This window comes from Vibrio sp. S/42/10 (assembly GCF_029890535.1).
Lineage (GTDB): Bacteria > Pseudomonadota > Gammaproteobacteria > Enterobacterales > Vibrionaceae > Vibrio > Vibrio cyclitrophicus.
Genome location: NZ_JAKMZC010000005.1, coordinates 52,441 through 69,247, shown reverse-complemented (window position 1 = coordinate 69,247; position 16,807 = coordinate 52,441). Strand labels below are relative to the sequence as shown.

At 42.7% G+C, this 16,807-nt stretch carries 16 protein-coding genes; 3 read left to right on the top strand and 13 right to left on the bottom strand.

Features of this window, described 5'->3' with window-relative positions; translation table 11 throughout:
• Nucleotides 1–50: 50 nt before the first annotated feature.
• The 7 genes from L8S15_RS07665 to L8S15_RS07635 all read right to left on the bottom strand — a co-directional run bounded on the left by L8S15_RS07665 (nt 51) and on the right by L8S15_RS07635 (nt 7,239).
• Nucleotides 51–938: a DUF2861 family protein gene (locus L8S15_RS07665; RefSeq protein WP_016785253.1), complete on the bottom strand. Its 888-nt coding sequence runs from the start codon at nt 936–938 to the stop codon at nt 51–53.
• Nucleotides 938–1,597, bottom strand: coding sequence for a response regulator transcription factor VxrB (gene vxrB, locus L8S15_RS07660; protein WP_010429687.1), 660 nt, complete (start codon nt 1,595–1,597; stop codon nt 938–940). The genes L8S15_RS07665 and vxrB overlap by 1 nt, the downstream gene beginning before the upstream one ends.
• A complete protein-coding gene (gene vxrA, locus L8S15_RS07655; RefSeq protein WP_010429689.1) occupies nt 1,572–3,044 on the bottom strand; it encodes a sensor histidine kinase VxrA in 1,473 nt (490 codons plus the stop codon). Before vxrA ends, vxrB begins: the two co-directional genes overlap by 26 nt.
• A gap of 266 nt (nt 3,045–3,310) precedes the next feature.
• A complete protein-coding gene (gene pntB, locus L8S15_RS07650; RefSeq protein WP_146532009.1) occupies nt 3,311–4,690 on the bottom strand; it encodes a Re/Si-specific NAD(P)(+) transhydrogenase subunit beta in 1,380 nt (459 codons plus the stop codon).
• Between the two features lie 10 nt (nt 4,691–4,700).
• The gene (pntA, locus tag L8S15_RS07645; RefSeq protein WP_010429694.1) at nt 4,701–6,251 is read right to left on the bottom strand and encodes a Re/Si-specific NAD(P)(+) transhydrogenase subunit alpha; all 1,551 of its coding nucleotides are present in this window, start codon (nt 6,249–6,251) and stop codon (nt 4,701–4,703) included.
• Nucleotides 6,252–6,550: 299 nt separating this feature from the next.
• Nucleotides 6,551–6,832, bottom strand: coding sequence for an HlyU family transcriptional regulator (locus L8S15_RS07640; RefSeq protein WP_010429698.1), 282 nt, complete (start codon nt 6,830–6,832; stop codon nt 6,551–6,553).
• 44 nt (nt 6,833–6,876) lie between these two features.
• On the bottom strand, nt 6,877–7,239 hold the full coding sequence (locus L8S15_RS07635; RefSeq protein WP_010429701.1) for a late competence development ComFB family protein: 363 nt from the start codon (nt 7,237–7,239) through the stop codon (nt 6,877–6,879).
• 448 nt (nt 7,240–7,687) lie between these two features.
• Here L8S15_RS07635 and L8S15_RS07630 point away from each other — a divergent pair, with 448 nt between their 5' ends.
• Nucleotides 7,688–8,929, top strand: a complete 1,242-nt coding sequence (locus tag L8S15_RS07630; protein ID WP_171342274.1) for a GGDEF domain-containing protein — start codon at nt 7,688–7,690, stop codon at nt 8,927–8,929.
• 90 nt (nt 8,930–9,019) lie between these two features.
• Here L8S15_RS07630 and L8S15_RS07625 read toward each other — a convergent pair whose 3' ends face one another.
• The gene (locus L8S15_RS07625; RefSeq protein WP_010429705.1) at nt 9,020–10,030 is read right to left on the bottom strand and encodes a Solitary outer membrane autotransporter beta-barrel domain; all 1,011 of its coding nucleotides are present in this window, start codon (nt 10,028–10,030) and stop codon (nt 9,020–9,022) included.
• A gap of 76 nt (nt 10,031–10,106) precedes the next feature.
• Nucleotides 10,107–11,078: a diguanylate cyclase gene (locus tag L8S15_RS07620; RefSeq protein WP_016795356.1), complete on the bottom strand. Its 972-nt coding sequence runs from the start codon at nt 11,076–11,078 to the stop codon at nt 10,107–10,109.
• A 131-nt stretch (nt 11,079–11,209) separates the two neighbouring features.
• Between L8S15_RS07620 and L8S15_RS07615 the strand changes: the two genes are divergently transcribed.
• Entirely contained in the window at nt 11,210–11,647 is a 438-nt protein-coding gene (locus L8S15_RS07615; protein WP_010429711.1) for a DUF3069 domain-containing protein, read from the top strand.
• 357 nt (nt 11,648–12,004) lie between these two features.
• Here L8S15_RS07615 and modC read toward each other — a convergent pair whose 3' ends face one another.
• The 4 genes from modC to L8S15_RS07595 are packed head-to-tail and all read right to left on the bottom strand — an operon-like array spanning nt 12,005 to nt 16,088.
• Nucleotides 12,005–13,111 (bottom strand): molybdenum ABC transporter ATP-binding protein ModC, encoded by a 1,107-nt coding sequence (modC, locus tag L8S15_RS07610; RefSeq protein WP_046208970.1) that lies wholly within the window; start codon nt 13,109–13,111, stop codon nt 12,005–12,007.
• A complete protein-coding gene (gene modB / locus L8S15_RS07605; protein ID WP_016767194.1) occupies nt 13,108–13,806 on the bottom strand; it encodes a molybdate ABC transporter permease subunit in 699 nt (232 codons plus the stop codon). The genes modC and modB overlap by 4 nt, the downstream gene beginning before the upstream one ends.
• Nucleotides 13,807–14,565, bottom strand: a complete 759-nt coding sequence (modA, locus tag L8S15_RS07600; RefSeq protein ID WP_016787656.1) for a molybdate ABC transporter substrate-binding protein — start codon at nt 14,563–14,565, stop codon at nt 13,807–13,809.
• Nucleotides 14,566–14,615: 50 nt separating this feature from the next.
• The gene (locus tag L8S15_RS07595; protein WP_016792866.1) at nt 14,616–16,088 is read right to left on the bottom strand and encodes a cobyric acid synthase; all 1,473 of its coding nucleotides are present in this window, start codon (nt 16,086–16,088) and stop codon (nt 14,616–14,618) included.
• 261 nt (nt 16,089–16,349) lie between these two features.
• On the opposite strand from L8S15_RS07595, the gene L8S15_RS07590 reads away from it, so the two are divergent.
• The gene (locus L8S15_RS07590) at nt 16,350–16,730 is read left to right on the top strand and encodes a NirD/YgiW/YdeI family stress tolerance protein (protein WP_010429722.1); all 381 of its coding nucleotides are present in this window, start codon (nt 16,350–16,352) and stop codon (nt 16,728–16,730) included.
• The last annotated feature ends 77 nt before the right edge of the window (nt 16,731–16,807 follow it).

Sequence of the window (16,807 nt, the reverse complement as noted above, 5' to 3'; positions counted from 1 at the left end):
GCCGTTTATCTTTGTGAGATCCCTTACATAGTTAACGGCACAATTCTAAATTACTTTAACTCTTCTTCGCTAGAAATATCATAAGTTTTACTGATAGTTTGTGCTTGTTCTATCGCTATGTCACCTTGCCAGCGAGAATGCACCATCGAAACGGCTAATACATAACGATCATTAGGCAGTTCTTCGCCCGTCAAACTCATTGGATAATCAGATTCGTAACTCTTACCCCACACCTTATCGTAGTGTTCGTCGACATAATCGTACAAACCGACTTCAAGCTTAGGTAGCGGACAGTATGGATTTAGCAGTTCTTTTTTATCGATTCGCCACGTGTCTTTTGATGCCCAACGAACTTGTTGGCGCATGACAATTTCACCAAGGATAACCCAAGTGCTCCACGAGTTTCCTGCATCATCTTTAACGCTTACACGATACAGGCCCGAATCTAGTTGAGACGCTAAATTATAACGCTTATGGTAAAGGCTTGCTGATGCGTTATTGACGAGTTCGTCGTCTTTGGAGAATTCACTATCAGACGAAACAACTCTATCAACCCACTTTTCAAAGGTGATGTCTTGAATGTTGTTTTTAGATTCAACATCAATCGCTACTCGAAACGTATCACGTCCAGGGCTTTGAATGATGTGTCTTTTGACAACTACCGAACTTATCCAATCAGGTAAGGTCTTCTTGGTTAGGGTTTTACCACAATCTTTGTTCAACGCTTGAGCGAACAGTTCATTGAGGTGATCCTCTCGAGATTGAGAAGAGTTGATTTGCCAAACTTCCACTAACGAATCAAACATCTGAGACAAGTCGTTATCTAACAGGTGTTTGTGAACTTGAGTTAGAGCATCACTGCTCTTAAACCAATCCGCTGCGTACGCCGTGTTTATAACGCTCGACAGCATTAATAGTGGAAGTAAGGCTTTTTTCATTATGCTTTCATCTTATAACCAACGCCACGTAGCGTTTCAATTTCTAGACCTGGCAGCTTCTGTCTTAGTTGCAGAACATGTGTGTCTACAGTACGCGTTGTTGGGAAATGGTTGTAACCCCAAACGTGGTCAAGCAGCTCATCACGTGTAAATACACGGCCAAGGTTACTTGCTAAGAACAATAGTAGGTCAAACTCTGTTCGCGTTAGCGTAATTTCTTGTTCATTAAAGAACACTTCACGAGTCGCTTTATCAATAACAAGATTTTGAGCGATAACTTTTGAGGCATCTTGTTCTTCAGCGTCTGGTAGGCGAAGTTGGGCGCGAATTCGAGCGAAAAGCTCAGCTTCTGCAAATGGCTTAGTTAGGTAATCGTTCGCGCCTGAATCTAGGCCCGCTACTTTGTCCTTTACTGTGACGAGAGCCGTCAACAAAATAACCGGGATATCTTTCTTTTTCTTCCAGCTTGGAAGCGAATCTACTGAGTCACCATCAGGAAGTTGACGGTCTAGAATAACCAGATCCGCTTGTTCCCAATAGCCTTCAACTTCAGAGATCAGCTCAGCATGCAAACATTCATATCCAGCTTGCTCAAGGCTAACTAATAAACCGTCAGCTAAATTTTTATCATCTTCAACGAGAAGCAATGTCTGTTTCACAAGGTATCTCCAAAATAAATGTTGTTGGGGGGCCGATAAGCGTCATGTGACCGCCCATTTTTCCGACCATAGATTCAACTATTGTCAGACCTAAACCTAGTCCACTCTTACTAACGAATGGCTTTCTTAGCTGTCCCCAATCTTTGCGGGATAAGTCTCCATTATCTATAACTTTGAATGTCAGCTTCTTGTCAGAAGTATTCAGTTCTAGTATCACTGGAGCCACACCGTACTTCACGGCGTTTCTGATTAGGTTGTCGATACACGTTCCTAACCAATATACGTTCACTTTTGCAGCAATGTCTTTATTCACACGTAACTCAATTCCCGGTGCGAAATCTTCTTCAACTTTATATTGCAACCACTCCTCAACACTTGGCACCCACTCAGTGGCTAGTGGTTGGTTATCCGACTGCAAATAGTCTTTACTAGCTTCCGCCAACTGTCTTAAACGACGAGTGTCTTCACACAATCTACGGAACTCATCATATACCGATTCTGGCAAGTGTTCGAATTCACGCCTAAACCCTTCAACCGTCAAAGATAAGCTCGCGATGGGCGTTCTTAATTCATGCGTTAAAATTTGAAGCACCAACATCCGGCTTTTCATTTCTTGTTTTTTGCTATTCCAGCGGTAAACCGCCCAGCCTAAAACCAGCATGATGTTGGCGATAACCAAGATAAACATTGCGACTTGTAGCAGCTCTGAATGATCTTCGATTTCCCAACACACGTTACCGCGCTGCACGAAACAGCTGTTGCCTTCTGACGACAAACTGAAAGACAACCCAGCTAGCGTTGCATTTTCATTCCACACCGATTCTTTGTATAGATAGTAGCGGTCACCACGTTTTACCCACATCTCATTAAGCTCAACAAACATACTCGCGCCAGCTAACAATGCGGTTATGGCCTCGTTATCCATTTGTTGTAAACGCGATAAGAGTTCGTCATGCTCTGTGTTTGGTCGTTCTTGGATGTGCATGAAGCGCTTCAAATCATCAAACTTTTCTGGGTACTTCTCAACGTACCTTGCAGCATAAGAGCCGCCACCAGGGTGAATCAAGCCACTGCGACTAAACCAACGGTCGGAAAGTTTCGTTCCCTTACATAATGCACGAGTGAAAACTAAAGGCTCTGTGATCAAAGGACTTAACGGCAACTTTCCGCTGCAAGTTTTAGATAATTGGTATAGGCGTTGGATGTCTTTCAACGGATACTCTGCTGTTTGTGGCAGCATAGAAGATGGCATGATCAACCGAGTTGGATAATCAGCCTGAAGCAGTCGAATATCATAAGATTCAACGGCCGTTTCATGATCAAAGAGTTTGGTAAAGTTATCGATACGCTCAGGCAAAGAGTCAGCAAAGGCGTTTACTGAGACTGATAACGTAGCAATAAGAAGAGTCAATGTTTTTTTGATGATCACAAACCAACGCAAATTCATATGGATCAAACAAATATATACCATTCGCTATCAAAGATAAATTTTTAACCGCGTGAAAAACAATGTTGATTCAAGGGACAACGATTGCCTTGCGGGATTGTAGACAAATACGCCGAGATATTTAGAAACATACCTGCCTACCTACTTACAAGAGAGCAACTGGACCTTTCATCAGTTAAGCAAGAGCTCCAAATACGTACAACATCGTTACGAGCAAAAAAAAGGAGCTCAATTGAGCTCCTTAGTATTACAACATGTTCTAACTTTTATAGGTGCTCTAAAATACCCAAGCAACTCTGTTTAGCATCACCAAACAGCATCTGCGTGTTCTCTTTGAAGAACAATGGGTTTTGAACGCCAGCGTAACCGGTATTCATCGAGCGTTTGAACACGATAACATTTTGAGCGTTCCAAACTTCCAATACAGGCATGCCAGCGATTGGGCTGTTTGGATCTTCTAATGCTGCTGGGTTAACAGTGTCATTTGCACCAATAACCAATACAGTATCTGTCTCGTTGAAGTCATCGTTGATTTCGTCCATTTCAAGAACGACATCATAAGGAACTTTTGCTTCAGCAAGCAGTACGTTCATGTGACCCGGTAACCTACCCGCAACTGGGTGGATACCAAAGCGAACATTGATACCTTGTGCTCTTAGTTTTTCAGTAATCTCATGCACCGGGTATTGAGCTTGAGCTACTGCCATGCCGTATCCTGGAGTTATGATAACTGACTTAGAGTTTTTCAGCATGTCCGCAACATCTTCAGCCGATGTTTCACGATGTTCACCCTGCTCTTCATCACCATCAGACACAACCACTTCTTGACCGAATCCACCAGCGATAACGCTAATAAACGATCGGTTCATTGCTTTACACATGATGTACGACAGAATGGCACCTGACGAGCCAACCAATGCACCCGTTACGATCAACAGGTCGTTTGCCAGCATGAAACCTGCCGCCGCCGCCGCCCAACCAGAGTAAGAGTTCAACATAGAAACAACCACTGGCATATCTGCACCACCAATCGATGCCACTAAGTGGTAACCGAAGGCGAATGCGATCAGAGTCATTAACAGTAGCGCAAACATGCTGCCATCGGCTTTAACAAACGTGATCATTAACAATGTAGAGGCAACGATAGCTGCTAGGTTCCACTTATGCTTATGAGGAATGTTTAATGCTGACGAAGAGATAACGCCACGAAGCTTACCAAACGCAACAATAGAACCCGTGAAGGTAACCGCACCGATGAACACACCAAGGAACACTTCCACTAGATGGATGACGTGTTCTGCATGTGTTGCCGCTTCAGGAGCATCAATGTAACTGTTGTAACCAACAAGTACCGCCGCCATACCTACGAAGCTATGCAAGATAGCCACCAGCTCAGGCATTTCGGTCATTTCTACTTTCTTTGCGTAGTGGATACCAATACCGCCACCGATCACCATTGCAATGATAATCCACACAATACCTGACGAGTGAGGGCCAAAGATCGTCGCGATCAACGCGATTGCCATACCCGTGATACCGTAATAGTTACCTGCACGTGCAGATTCCTGCTTCGATAATCCAGCTAAGCTCATGATAAAGAATACAGCAGCAACAATATAAGCTGCTTGTACTAATCCTTCAGACATCTGTTACTCCTTAGTCTTTACGGAACATTTCAAGCATACGTTTGGTCACAGTAAAGCCACCAAAGATATTGATACTTGCAATTAATACGGCAATAAATGACAAGAACGTGACTACACCACTTCCTTGTCCTATCTGTAACAGTGCACCTACTACAATGATCCCTGAGATAGCGTTAGTAACGGACATCAAAGGTGTATGCAGAGAATGGCTTACATTCCAAACTACGTAATAACCCACCACACAAGCGAGAACAAAAACGGTAAAGTGAGATAAGAACGCAGCAGGCGCAACCGACGCTATCCAAGCAAAAGCACCAACGGCAACCGCCATACCGGCCACTTTTTTGATTGGAGAGACAGGCTCTTCAACTTTTGGCTCAGGTTTCACAGCTTTTGGCTTAGCCTGTTGTTGTGGTTGAGCTGAAACTTGAATTGGTGGCGCTGGCCATGTGACTTCGCCTTCTTTAACAACTGTAACGCCACGCAGTACAACATCATCAAAGTCAATGTTAATGTTGCCATCTTTTTCTTTGCAAAGTAGTTTCAGTAGGTTAACTAGGTTAGTTGCGTACAGTTGAGATGACTGAGTCGGCAATCGACCAACCATGTCTGTATAACCAACCACCTTCACGCCATTCGCCGTTGTGATCACTTGATCTGCAACCGTGTATTCACAGTTCCCGCCATTTGCAGCAGCAAGATCCACAATCACGCTACCTGCACTCATGCTGTCTACCATCTCTTTGGTAATCAGCTTAGGTGCTGGACGCCCAGGGATAAGAGCGGTTGTAATAATGATGTCGACGTCTTTCGCTTGAGCCGCGTAAAGTTCTTCAGCTTTCTTATTGAATGCCTCAGACATCTCTTTTGCGTAGCCGTCACCAGCACCTGTGTCTTCCTGGAAGTCGACTTCCAAGAATTCAGCGCCCATAGACTCTACTTGTTCTTTTACTTCAGGACGAACGTCGAACGAACGAACAATCGCACCTAAACTACCTGCGGCACCAATCGCCGCTAGGCCCGCAACACCCGCACCGGCAACCAACACTTTCGCTGGTGGAACTTTACCTGCTGCCGTGATTTGACCTGTGAAGAATCGACCGAATTCGTGCGCCGCTTCAACAACAGCACGATAACCCGCGATGTTTGCCATAGAACTCAAGGCATCTAGCGCCTGAGCTCTCGAAATACGTGGCACAGAATCCATCGCCATCACGTTGATGTTACGAGTGGACAGTTGTTCCATTAATTCTGGGTTTTGAGCGGGCCAAATAAAGCTGACCAATGTGGCGCCATCTTTAAGCAATTCGATTTCATTTTTAGACTCGTCAACGATTGGAGCGTTAACTTTAAAGATAATATCGGACTTCCACGCTTCATCGGCGGTAACAACTTTTGCTCCAGCTTGTTCATAAGCTGTATCTTCAAAACTTGCTAACGCGCCGGCTTGTGATTCAACACAAACTTCAAACCCTAATTTTAGAAGCTGTTCTACCGATTTCGGCGAAGCAGCGACTCGCGTTTCTCCCGCGAGTGTTTCTCTTGGTACACCAATTTGCATAGCGATTCCTTGACTATTGGCACAATGACTTATTCGTTTGTATCTAACGAGAACTAATACTTCAAGCGTTTTGTTCAAAGAACAGGAAAAGTTATTACTTATAACGATTTAGTTGAGTTTTCGGCGCTTCATTTCAATCAATATTGGCCATCTCAAACAAAGAGGTCAAACCACTTTCTGATAATCCTTTAAATAACAACCTACTAGCTGTTCTTTATCCCTAAAACTAAAAAGAGCTTTCAGCATATACACTGAAAGCTCTCTAAATGATGACCAACATCAATTCTAACCCCAATTGGTTAGCTAAATATATTGTCGCCCATTTGATCAATGAACATCTGCGATTTCTTGAGCATCAATTCGTTGGCGTCTTCTTTGTTTGAAACAACATCAGAACGAATAAAACGATGAGTTTTGATTTCACCGTCGACTTCTTTCTCGATTCGCCCAGCGACACGGTATTGACCAGATTCTGCAATGGCATCTTGGTAAATATTAAACCCTTTGTATTCTACTGGCTCAATGTCTACTTTTTGTTCGGTTTTTTCTTTGCCACCAAATAATCTAGAAAAGAATCCCACGTTTTTACTCCTTAAATGACCGTACTGACTCTAAACTATCATGACTATTTGCTGTTCAACAATGGCTTTTCATACCATTGCAATTCTACGTCATCATCAAAATTGTGTTGACTAAATATAACGGGCACATTGTCGTCACGTTCGCGTCTTCGGTCGTCAATGATCATGCTTTCTGCATTTTTGACCGCGATCTCACTATTTCGTTTATAGAGCACTAACTTGTCTTCTGGTAGGGCTGCAAGAAAATCGATATCAAAGCGAATGTAAATCGGTTTAAGTTGGCCTAACGCCAAACACGCGAGATCCGCCAGTTGTTCGTTGGTGTAACTAGACACATATTCCTCGGTAGTCAAAACATGACCAACAAGCGTTTCCATGTAATTGTGTACATCCACACTGATTTGCATACTACATCTCCGTTTGTAGTGTTTTATGATATTGCTCTTAACAACTTATTATAACTAACCGCTTGTTGTCACTTCCGTTTTTCATAACTGCCCATTTATCAGAATGGCCTGATTACCCTAACTGTCTGTTTATCAGGGCTATCAGTTCACTGTGACTATTTGCCTGTTATTACGGTTCGCTTATTCGTGATTAACCATTAATTGATACTATCAGCCTACGTTTTGTTAAGTATCTATAACAGCGAATTAATTTCTCATATATACTGTGTAGTTCGTTCTACGGTTAATAGCAACTCAAATACATATAAATATGGTTGCACCAATCTCGCCCTATGGCCATGTTTTTGCTCTAATTTACGCAAAAAACTTGGCAATCGCTTGTTTAACCGTATCCTAAGTATAAAATTAAATTATAAGATCATCAGTACACTTTAGGCTCTCCACATAAATGGCATCTTCTTTTGTAACGTCGAGCTTGTTTCGATTTTGCTTTCCCTTACTTTTATTAGTAATGTTACTCGTAGGTATGAACAACGTCATTCTCGTGACGGAGTCAAACTTAGGGTTTGCTAGCAACCTCCCATATATTCTATTGAGCGTTGCCGTTCTGTTGTGTCATACATTCAGACAAGGCCGCATGGCAATGGTCTCTTCGACTATGCTTGTCGCATATCTCATTATCCAAGTTCGTTTGCAAACACCGCTAAACACAGGCACTACATTATTAGAGTTGTCTCTCCTTGCCACACTACTGCCAGTTACCTGCTTATTAGTCTATGCCTTCCCCGACAATGGCGTTAACTCTAAATCGATGTTCTTATATGCGTTGGTTGTGGTGTTGTTTATGGTCTGGGCACAGCTTATTGTTTCTCACTTCCATGCGGGCGGTTTTGAGTCGTGGAGCGAAGGCATACTGTTTACGGTAAGAGATTTTTCTAAGCTGCCATTTGTGCTCGTGTTGTACAGCCTTTGTTTATTAGGATTAACGGCCATTTTGGTTTTGGTTTATAACCGCTCTATCGACGTTGTGGTTTATAGCGCTATCTTGCTTGCTTCATCTACCTTCACATTTTTTGATGTACAGTATATTTCGAGTACGATGTTTTCTTTGTCTGGAACATTGATAATCATCTATGTGATGTCAGCAAGCCACGATATGGCTTTTAATGACCAACTCACTAATATTCCTGGCCGACATGCCTTAGAAGTCGATATGAAGCACTTAGGGCGTAAATACTCGATGGCGATGGTCGATATTGATCACTTCAAGACGTTTAATGATACCTACGGACATGACATTGGTGACGATGTTCTCAAGTTAGTCGCACGACTCATCACTGAGACTGGTGGCGGCGCACGTGCTTATCGCTATGGCGGTGAAGAGTTCACGATCATCTTTAAAGGTAAATACGCTGACCAAGTTAAAGCTGACCTACAGGCACTCATCTCCGATATCCAAAATTACGACATGATTATTCGTAATACTCACGAACGCCCTGATGATCATGAAGTGGGTATGAAAAAGCGCGGCCAAAGTAGTAACCCGACAGAAGTGGTGAATGTTACGGTAAGTATTGGAGTATCTGATAGTACGACGACCAAACACCCTGAAGAGGTTTTAAAATTGGCCGACAACGCACTGTATAAAGCCAAAGAAACGGGTCGTAACAAGTTGATTGTTAGTAACTAAGTAACTAAGTAATTTATTCGGGAATGGCTAAAACGCTTCATAGCTCGATTCATTAATCAGAATAAAATCAATGAATACCAGAGAGGAAGATCAATCTTGGTTAAAGAAGATAACTAAGCTCCCTCCTTTCAAACTGCTTCCATAATTAATCGTCAATCCAATCCCGACATTGTCCACCCAATCATTAAACAGATTAGGATTGAGCAACCAGCCTACACTGCCTTCGTAATAGGACGATGTTCCCATAGATGCAACCGTATCGCCCCCGATATCAATTCTTCTGATACTTGAATACATCGAAGTAATGTTTTTATCCCAGCGTATTAAGTCGTAAAAGATCTTGGCTTCGTTTGCGATGTACCAGCCTTCAGGGTGCCCAATGTTGCCTTCATTCGCCTCACCCCAACCAATACCATTAAAGTAATGCCAACTGGTGCTTAGTTTGTATTTTCCCCAGTCATGCTTGTCTTCAAAGGTCAGTTTTACCTTAGGTTCTACGATGTATGCCCATGCGTCAGTATTCAGATACACGCCATCCAGTTGATCTTTATAAGGCTCAAGTAATGATGAGCGATATTCAAAGTCATTGCGATAATAAGAGATGTGGTTACCAATCGCCGAGCTAAAGCTCCAGTGTTCATCCAACTGGGTAACATTGGCAAATTCAAGATAACCAGAAACTACTGATTCTTTTTGAAAATCACTTTTCGTTGTCGATGCGTACACAACATCTTTCTCGATACGCAACGCTGATAGACGTAATGTTATTTCTTGATGATTATCTTCAATGTACTCTGGAAGTTCAAACGTATACGGAAAGCTGATCGAAGCAATATCTTTTCTTCGGCTCACAGAATCATTGGAACCAATGTCTTCGTTATCTAAACGAAAAACTTTATTGGGATCAAAGTTATTAATACCAAAAGTAAACACATCCGTATCGTTAAGCAATACGCTCGTCGCGAACGTGCGTTCGATATCCTTTCTAACTAGATCAGACAACGTAGTGGCACTCACTATTGCAGGGAAAACAGAGCAAAACAGCGGTAGGACAATCGCCTTGTTTGTTTTTACCAAAGGGCATAACTTTGAGTGTGGCATTTCTCTTATCACTAAATAACTTCCTAGCAGGCTGCTATCAGAAGTCTAAATTCAAACATAGAAAGGAGCTTGTCTATTAACGAGCAAGCTCCAAAATGTTGCGCTGTATAAAGGTATTTCTACCGCTTTGTTTAGCTTGATAAAGCGCTTGGTCAACCTTATCGTAGATAGACGCAATTGACTCATCGCCTCCCGGTATAAACGACAACACACCTTGTGACACTGTCACCCTATCAGACACCGTTGAATGATCGTGTGCGTAATTCATCTCATGAAGCGCTTCTTTGATTCTCATGGCCTGTAGACTAGCCGCTTCACTGTCCGTATCACTCAGAATTAAAACAAATTCTTCACCGCCATAACGACCAACATACTCACCCGCACGGACAAAGAGCTGTTTAAGGGTGCTTGCAAGCCCCTGTAAGCAACTATCTCCTTGAATATGGCCGTAATTATCGTTGTAGGGCTTAAAGAAGTCTACATCCAGTAGTATGACTGTCATAGGTATATTACGTCTTCCATGCCATGCAATACTTTCTTCAAGCTTAGTATCCATATATCGACGATTATACAATTTGGTAAGGCCGTCTTCGTTGGCCTGTTGTTGAAGGAGAATGTTGAGCTCTTCGAGTTTGGCGGTACTCTGCTTTAATTCTCGTCGCATATGAGCGATACGCTGCATCGCAATCAACTTGGAATTTAGAACAACTTTGTTAACTGGCTTAATCAGGTAATCGTCACCGCCAGCATCGATAGCCTTAGCGATCATTGCTGGCTCTTCGTGACCACTCAAAAATATAATAGGAACCCATTCTGGGAACCGACTACGAACCTCGTTAGCGACTTCAAAACCATCCATGTCTGGCATGCTAATATCGAGTAATACGAGTTCAGGATCAAAGTCAGAATAAACATCCAGGGCTTCTCTGCCGCTGCCTACAGCTTCAACAATATGACCCAGTTGCTTAAGCCGAATCGCAAGTTGCATTCTGTCTAGTTGAACATCATCAACCAGCAATATGCGCATCGAAGATCCCTTTTCTATCATCACATCACCTTTATCTAGTGTTGAATATTCAAAGTAGCTCAAATTTGGGCTTAAATCATGCCCTAATCTCTATATTATATTGACTTTTTTACAGATCTTTTTAGCATTGTTTCTTTTTAAAGAGAAATACTATGTCAGACGCTACAAACAACGAACCACAAGAAATCGATTTAACGACCATCTCGCCAGAGCTTCGTCAAGTTATCGAATTTGATGAAGTGCCAAAAGAGATGCACTTTATGGTTACTTCTATTCATGAAGTGTCTGAAGAAGCAGTACGTGAAGCATGGAATAGTCTTCCAGCAAGCGCACAAAATGTTTTGGACAACTTCGAGCAGTTCCACGCTCTAATCAGTGTTAGCCAAGCTTTCGCTGGTGTTAACGTGATGGAAGAGTTCCCTACTCTTAAACTTCCAGAAGATATGTCTGACGAAGAAAAAGAAGAGTACCGAGCTCAACTGCTAGACCAAGTTCTACACAATTGTGTAAAAGACATGGTTAAACAAATCAAGAAAGCTCGTCGTGATGCTATCTTGAAGCGTGATTTTAAAGAAGTTTTTACTAAGTAAGTAGGGGCTAGCCTAGATTAGGCTGAGCGCTAACAGTATTACTTATTGACTAAGCCGCATGTTGCTTCAAACACGCGGCTTTTTTGTTTTCATTAATCTTATGTTTGCTAATGGTATCAGCGCTGCCATCGTGTCATGTCGTTCGCTGTTATGCTCATAAACTCATAAAGTCTGGCGTAAAAAATACATTAACACAGTACAAACGTAACGCGTGTTTCCATTCATGGAATCAAGATCGAATTTTAGTGTACGAACACGTAAGGTATCAACGATGCACACTACCTAAGCTACAATTCCAATCTAAAAATAAGCCGAATCTTAAATCCAAGAAACCTGAACTAAAACATCAAAACCGCTTTAATGCGTAACCGCAATATCTCGCTGCGTGACACTCACACCTTTGATTTGTGCGTAAACTTGTTGACCAATTTCTAGGTTTAACTCATCCAGCGCCCACAGTGTGATCGTGGCCCACAGATAACATCCAGGTTCTAGTTCCAATTCGACAGCGACAGACTGTTTGTTAGAGCCCTGCTGATGCGTCTCTACGCTTCGAATGGTCACAGGAAGAATATTACGTATCGAAGTCCTTTGTGGCTGTTCTAGTGCGATAGAGACGTCATTTGCCCTAACTTGCAGCCTTACCGAAGCACCAATCTCACTTGACACTTTTTGAACCCATAACGATGTCGATTTTCCTAGCATTAAGCGAGACAGCGCATAATCATCATTGTGCTCAGCTAAAGTCGCTTCAAAAAGCGAACTTTGTTCTGAGAAAGATTGCCACGGCTGCATTGCTCTTGATGCCCATACCTCTTCGGTTACTCCCGATGAAATAACTTTGCCTTGCTCAATAATCACTAAGTGATTGGCTAAGCGTAAAATCTCATTAAGACTGTGAGTAACATAGATGATCGGGATCTGAACAGTTTCAGATAAATTTTCCAGAAACGGCATCACTTCACGTTTACGCGGCAGATCCAAAGACGCAAGTGGTTCATCCATCAACAGAATGCTTGGCTTAGATAACAGTGCACGGCCAATTGCCACACGCTGCTTCTCTCCGCCAGATAAGCGAGCTGGATAACGATCAAGTAACAAACCCAAAGATAACAACGAGACAATTTGGTCAAAATGCGCTTGATCGGATCTTTTCATACCGTACTTAAGGTTCGCCGTCACCTTCATGTGCGGGAACAATCGAGACTCTTGGAACACATAACCGACATTGCGTTGGTGAGTCGGTAAATTAACGCCATTCTTGCTATCAAACAGAGTGGTTCCAGATACACTGATCAAACCCTTATCTGGCTGTTTTAGACCACTAATCGCATTAATGAGTGAAGTTTTTCCCGCGCCAGAACGACCAAAAATTGCAGTAATACCGCTACTTGGCAGCTCCAAGTCGATATCGAAAAAGGTTTCACCAAGTTGTTGTTGATACTGGAGAACTAATGCACTCATGCGTTTCCTCCCAATCGCTGTGATGATTTTCTATTTAGCCATTCAGATAACATCAACGAACTAAGCGCAATCACAATAGAGATGACGCACAAACGCGCCGCTTCCATTTCTGCACCAGGGGTTTCGATAAAGGTATACATGGCCAATGGAATAGTTTGTGTTTCACCGGGGATATTGGAAACAAAGCTTATCGTCGCGCCAAATTCACCTAAGCTTCTTGCAAAAGAAAGCATTGTGCCGGTGATGATCCCAGGGATCATCAAAGGTAACGTTATGGTGAAGAACACACGGATCGGAGAAGCGCCCAATGTAGCTGCAGCTTCTTCGAGTTTACAGTCTACTGTTTCTAAGCTGAGCCTGATAGAGCGAACCATTAGCGGCAACGCGACGACAACACAAGCAAGTGATGCACCCTTCCAGCTAAAGCTGAATACAATACCAAACACGTCATTGAGCCATGCACCTATTACCCCTTGTCTGCCCATCATCACCAGCAACAAATAGCCGATAACCACAGGAGGAAGCACCAAAGGCAGATGCACGATGCTTTCTATAATACTTTTGCCAATAAACTGCTTTTTAGCAAGCAGCCACGCTAAGCCAATGCCGATAGGAATAAGCCATAAGATCGCAAACCCAGCAACTTTCAAGCTCAACATTAACGCTTGATATTCGTATTCCGATAAATACATCATTTAGCGCACTTCAAATCCAAAACTGTTCAAGGTGTTCTTCGCGTTCTTGCTCCTTAGAAAAATATAGAACTCTTCGGCAACCACTTTATCGCTCAATTTCGCTACAGGGTAACGTATCGGGGTATGTAAGTCTGATGGGAATGTCGACACTAGGTTCACTTCTTTAGAAAGCAGCGCATCTGTTTTGTAGACAATGCCAAGTTTAGCTTCACTACGCTCTACCAATGCCAACGCCATACGAACATTGTTGCTTGGCGCTAATCGAGCTTTAACATCATCCCAAACACCTAAAGCTTCTAACGCTTCTTTCGCGTAGATACCCGCAGGAACCGACATTGTGTTCCCTACAGCAAGTCTTTCATTGGTAAGCAGTTTAGCCCATTGTTCACCCTTTGAGAGATTCAAAGATACTGGCACCTCTTTCGGAGAAATCAGCACAAGCTCGTTTTCACACAAATTTGTGACATTGTCACTATAAACCAATTGGCGGTCGACTAAATACGTCATCCATTTGTCATTGGCCGAGATAAAAATGTCTGCTGGCGCGCCTCTTTCAATTTGGCGCACCAAAGAAGAGGTGCTCGCATAAACAGGAATCACATCGACAGAATGATTCTTTTCAAACTCTTCAACCAACAAATTTACTGCATTCGTCATCGATGATGCGGCATAAACTCGTAGTTTTTCAGCAGCAAAAAGATGAGTCGAACTCAACGATGTCGCAAATGCTAAGGTGACAAGGGTGACGAGTTTTTTCATTTTAATCACTTATCTATTATTCGTTTTATTTATGACCTAGAACGCTAGGCTCAGGCCAAAACCTTTAATTCAGGCCAAAGCAGGTCAAGATTTAAATGCTCTTCGATAGCATCAGCGATTCGATTAATACCCAACTCTTTAAGTTGTTCATGGTCAATCGCTTTTACGCCGTTGGCTCCCGCCCATCCGCAAATAAGCGACAACGCATCACTGTTATCGAATACGCCATGCAAGTATGTGCCAAATATCGAGTTATCTTGATTCACAGCGCCATCAAGGTTGCCTGATTCTAACTGAACTGGGAATGACGTTTCATTGACATCGGTCCTACCTACGTGAATTTCATAACCTTTTACTGGTGCTGTTTTTCCATCAAGTGTCATGTTGCCGCGTACGTTGGTTAAGGTCTTCTGCTGCGTTAAGATCGTTTCTGTATCTAAATACCCCAATCCTTTACTACTGCCCGGCTCACCTTCCACACCATCTGGATCGTGGATGATATTGCCTAACATCTGATAGCCACCACAGATCCCCATCACCTTGCCGCCTAAGCGAAGATGACGCTGAATGTCTTTATCCCAACCTTGTTCTTTTAGGTAATCTAAATCCGATCTTACTGATTTTGTACCCGGCAAGATAACCAAATCCGCGTTATTTACGCGCTCGTCTTTGCCTACGTAACGTAAATCAATTGAAGGGTTGAGTCTTAGTGCATCAAAGTCTGTGTGATTGCTGATTCTAGTTAACACCGGAACCACGACTTTAAGTTTAGCTTCTCCGTCAGACTCTTGCGCAGATGTGATGGCATCTTCCGCTTCAAGGTTAAAACCATGCAGGTATGGCAGTACACCAATTACTGGTTTACCGGTTTTCTCTTCTAACCAATCTAGACCCGATTGAAGCAGCGCAATATCGCCTCTAAAGCGGTTAATCACAAAGCCTTTTACTCGAGCTTGTTCAGATTCAGATAATAGAGCCAATGTTCCATATAGGTGCGCAAACACGCCGCCACGGTCGATATCAGCCACGATAATGACTGGGATATCCGCTTTCTCAGCAAATCCCATGTTGGCGATGTCATTTTCACGTAGATTGATTTCAGCCGGGCTACCTGCACCTTCAATCATCACACTTTCATATTCGGCAGAAAGTCGATCGAATGAATCAATTACCGTATTCATCGCAACTTTTTTATAATCGTGGTAGCCGGTCGCTTCCATGTTGCTCAGTGCTCGACCTTGAAGAATCACTTGCGCGCCTGTATCAGAATTGGGTTTTAGCAATACAGGATTCATGTGAACCGTCGGCTCAATATTACAAGCTTGCGCCTGAACGGCTTGAGCGCGACCTATTTCACCGCCATCTTTCGTCACAGCACTGTTTAAGGCCATATTCTGTGGTTTGAAAGGTGCCACTTTGATTCCTTTCCTTGCCAAGACACGGCATAAACCTGCCACCAAAACACTTTTTCCGGCATCTGACGTTGTGCCTTGAACCATAAGGGCGCTTAAAGGTGATCGCATTTGTACCTAAATCCTTAATTTCTTGATTTGTAATTGCTATCTGTTGGCAATATTTCTCTGCCACCATCTTAACGCCATTGCCGAGTAGATGCTCAATAAAATGAATGGAAAATGAATGTGTTACTCACTCTGCATTCAAACCGAGTGTTGTTTAATAGCCCCATCGAAACAAAGCTTCCAAGCGAAAAGAAGCGTATCAACTAAATGAAACGTTTCAAATTAAGAAAAACGTTTCAACAAAACAACACTTAAGGATTCATCATGAAAAAAACTGTATTGGCTATCGCATCTACTATTATTCTTGCACCTACTTTCGCAATGGCTGGTGACCACCACAGCAATAGCAAACACGAGAACGCTATTGCTTACACAGGTCCAATAGAGACAGTTTCTGTTGCAACTCTACTTTCAGACACAAGTATGTTTGCAGAACAAGACACGGTTGTTGACGGCAAGATTGTTCGTCAGTTAAAAAGCGATACGTTTATCTTCTCTGACGGACAGAGCGAGATTCAAATTGAGTTGGACGATGACATCCGCCTAGCTGCACCGCTAACTGCAGACACAAAAATTCGTATCTTTGGCGAGTACGAAGGTGGCAAAACTCCTGAAATCGAAGTTGATCACATTCAAGTTCTTTAAGCAACAATCATAAATAACTCACTGTAATTAATAAGCTTCAATAAATTGGCCTGCATATTGCAGGCTTTTTTGTATAT

Coding starts and splice junctions, on each gene's coding strand:
- L8S15_RS07625 (WP_010429705.1), bottom strand. CDS start 10,030: ATGCCACACTCAAAGTTATGCCCTTTGGTAAAAACAAACAAGGCGATT.
- modC (WP_046208970.1), bottom strand. CDS start 13,111: ATGAGTGCATTAGTTCTCCAGTATCAACAACAACTTGGTGAAACCTTT.
- pntA (WP_010429694.1), bottom strand. CDS start 6,251: ATGCAAATTGGTGTACCAAGAGAAACACTCGCGGGAGAAACGCGAGTC.
- modB (WP_016767194.1), bottom strand. CDS start 13,806: ATGATGTATTTATCGGAATACGAATATCAAGCGTTAATGTTGAGCTTG.
- L8S15_RS07595 (WP_016792866.1), bottom strand. CDS start 16,088: ATGCGATCACCTTTAAGCGCCCTTATGGTTCAAGGCACAACGTCAGAT.
- L8S15_RS07620 (WP_016795356.1), bottom strand. CDS start 11,078: ATGATAGAAAAGGGATCTTCGATGCGCATATTGCTGGTTGATGATGTT.
- pntB (WP_146532009.1), bottom strand. CDS start 4,690: ATGTCTGAAGGATTAGTACAAGCAGCTTATATTGTTGCTGCTGTATTC.
- L8S15_RS07590 (WP_010429722.1), top strand. CDS start 16,350: ATGAAAAAAACTGTATTGGCTATCGCATCTACTATTATTCTTGCACCT.
- L8S15_RS07615 (WP_010429711.1), top strand. CDS start 11,210: ATGTCAGACGCTACAAACAACGAACCACAAGAAATCGATTTAACGACC.
- modA (WP_016787656.1), bottom strand. CDS start 14,565: ATGAAAAAACTCGTCACCCTTGTCACCTTAGCATTTGCGACATCGTTG.
- L8S15_RS07635 (WP_010429701.1), bottom strand. CDS start 7,239: ATGCAAATCAGTGTGGATGTACACAATTACATGGAAACGCTTGTTGGT.
- vxrA (WP_010429689.1), bottom strand. CDS start 3,044: ATGAATTTGCGTTGGTTTGTGATCATCAAAAAAACATTGACTCTTCTT.
- L8S15_RS07665 (WP_016785253.1), bottom strand. CDS start 938: ATGAAAAAAGCCTTACTTCCACTATTAATGCTGTCGAGCGTTATAAAC.
- L8S15_RS07630 (WP_171342274.1), top strand. CDS start 7,688: ATGGCATCTTCTTTTGTAACGTCGAGCTTGTTTCGATTTTGCTTTCCC.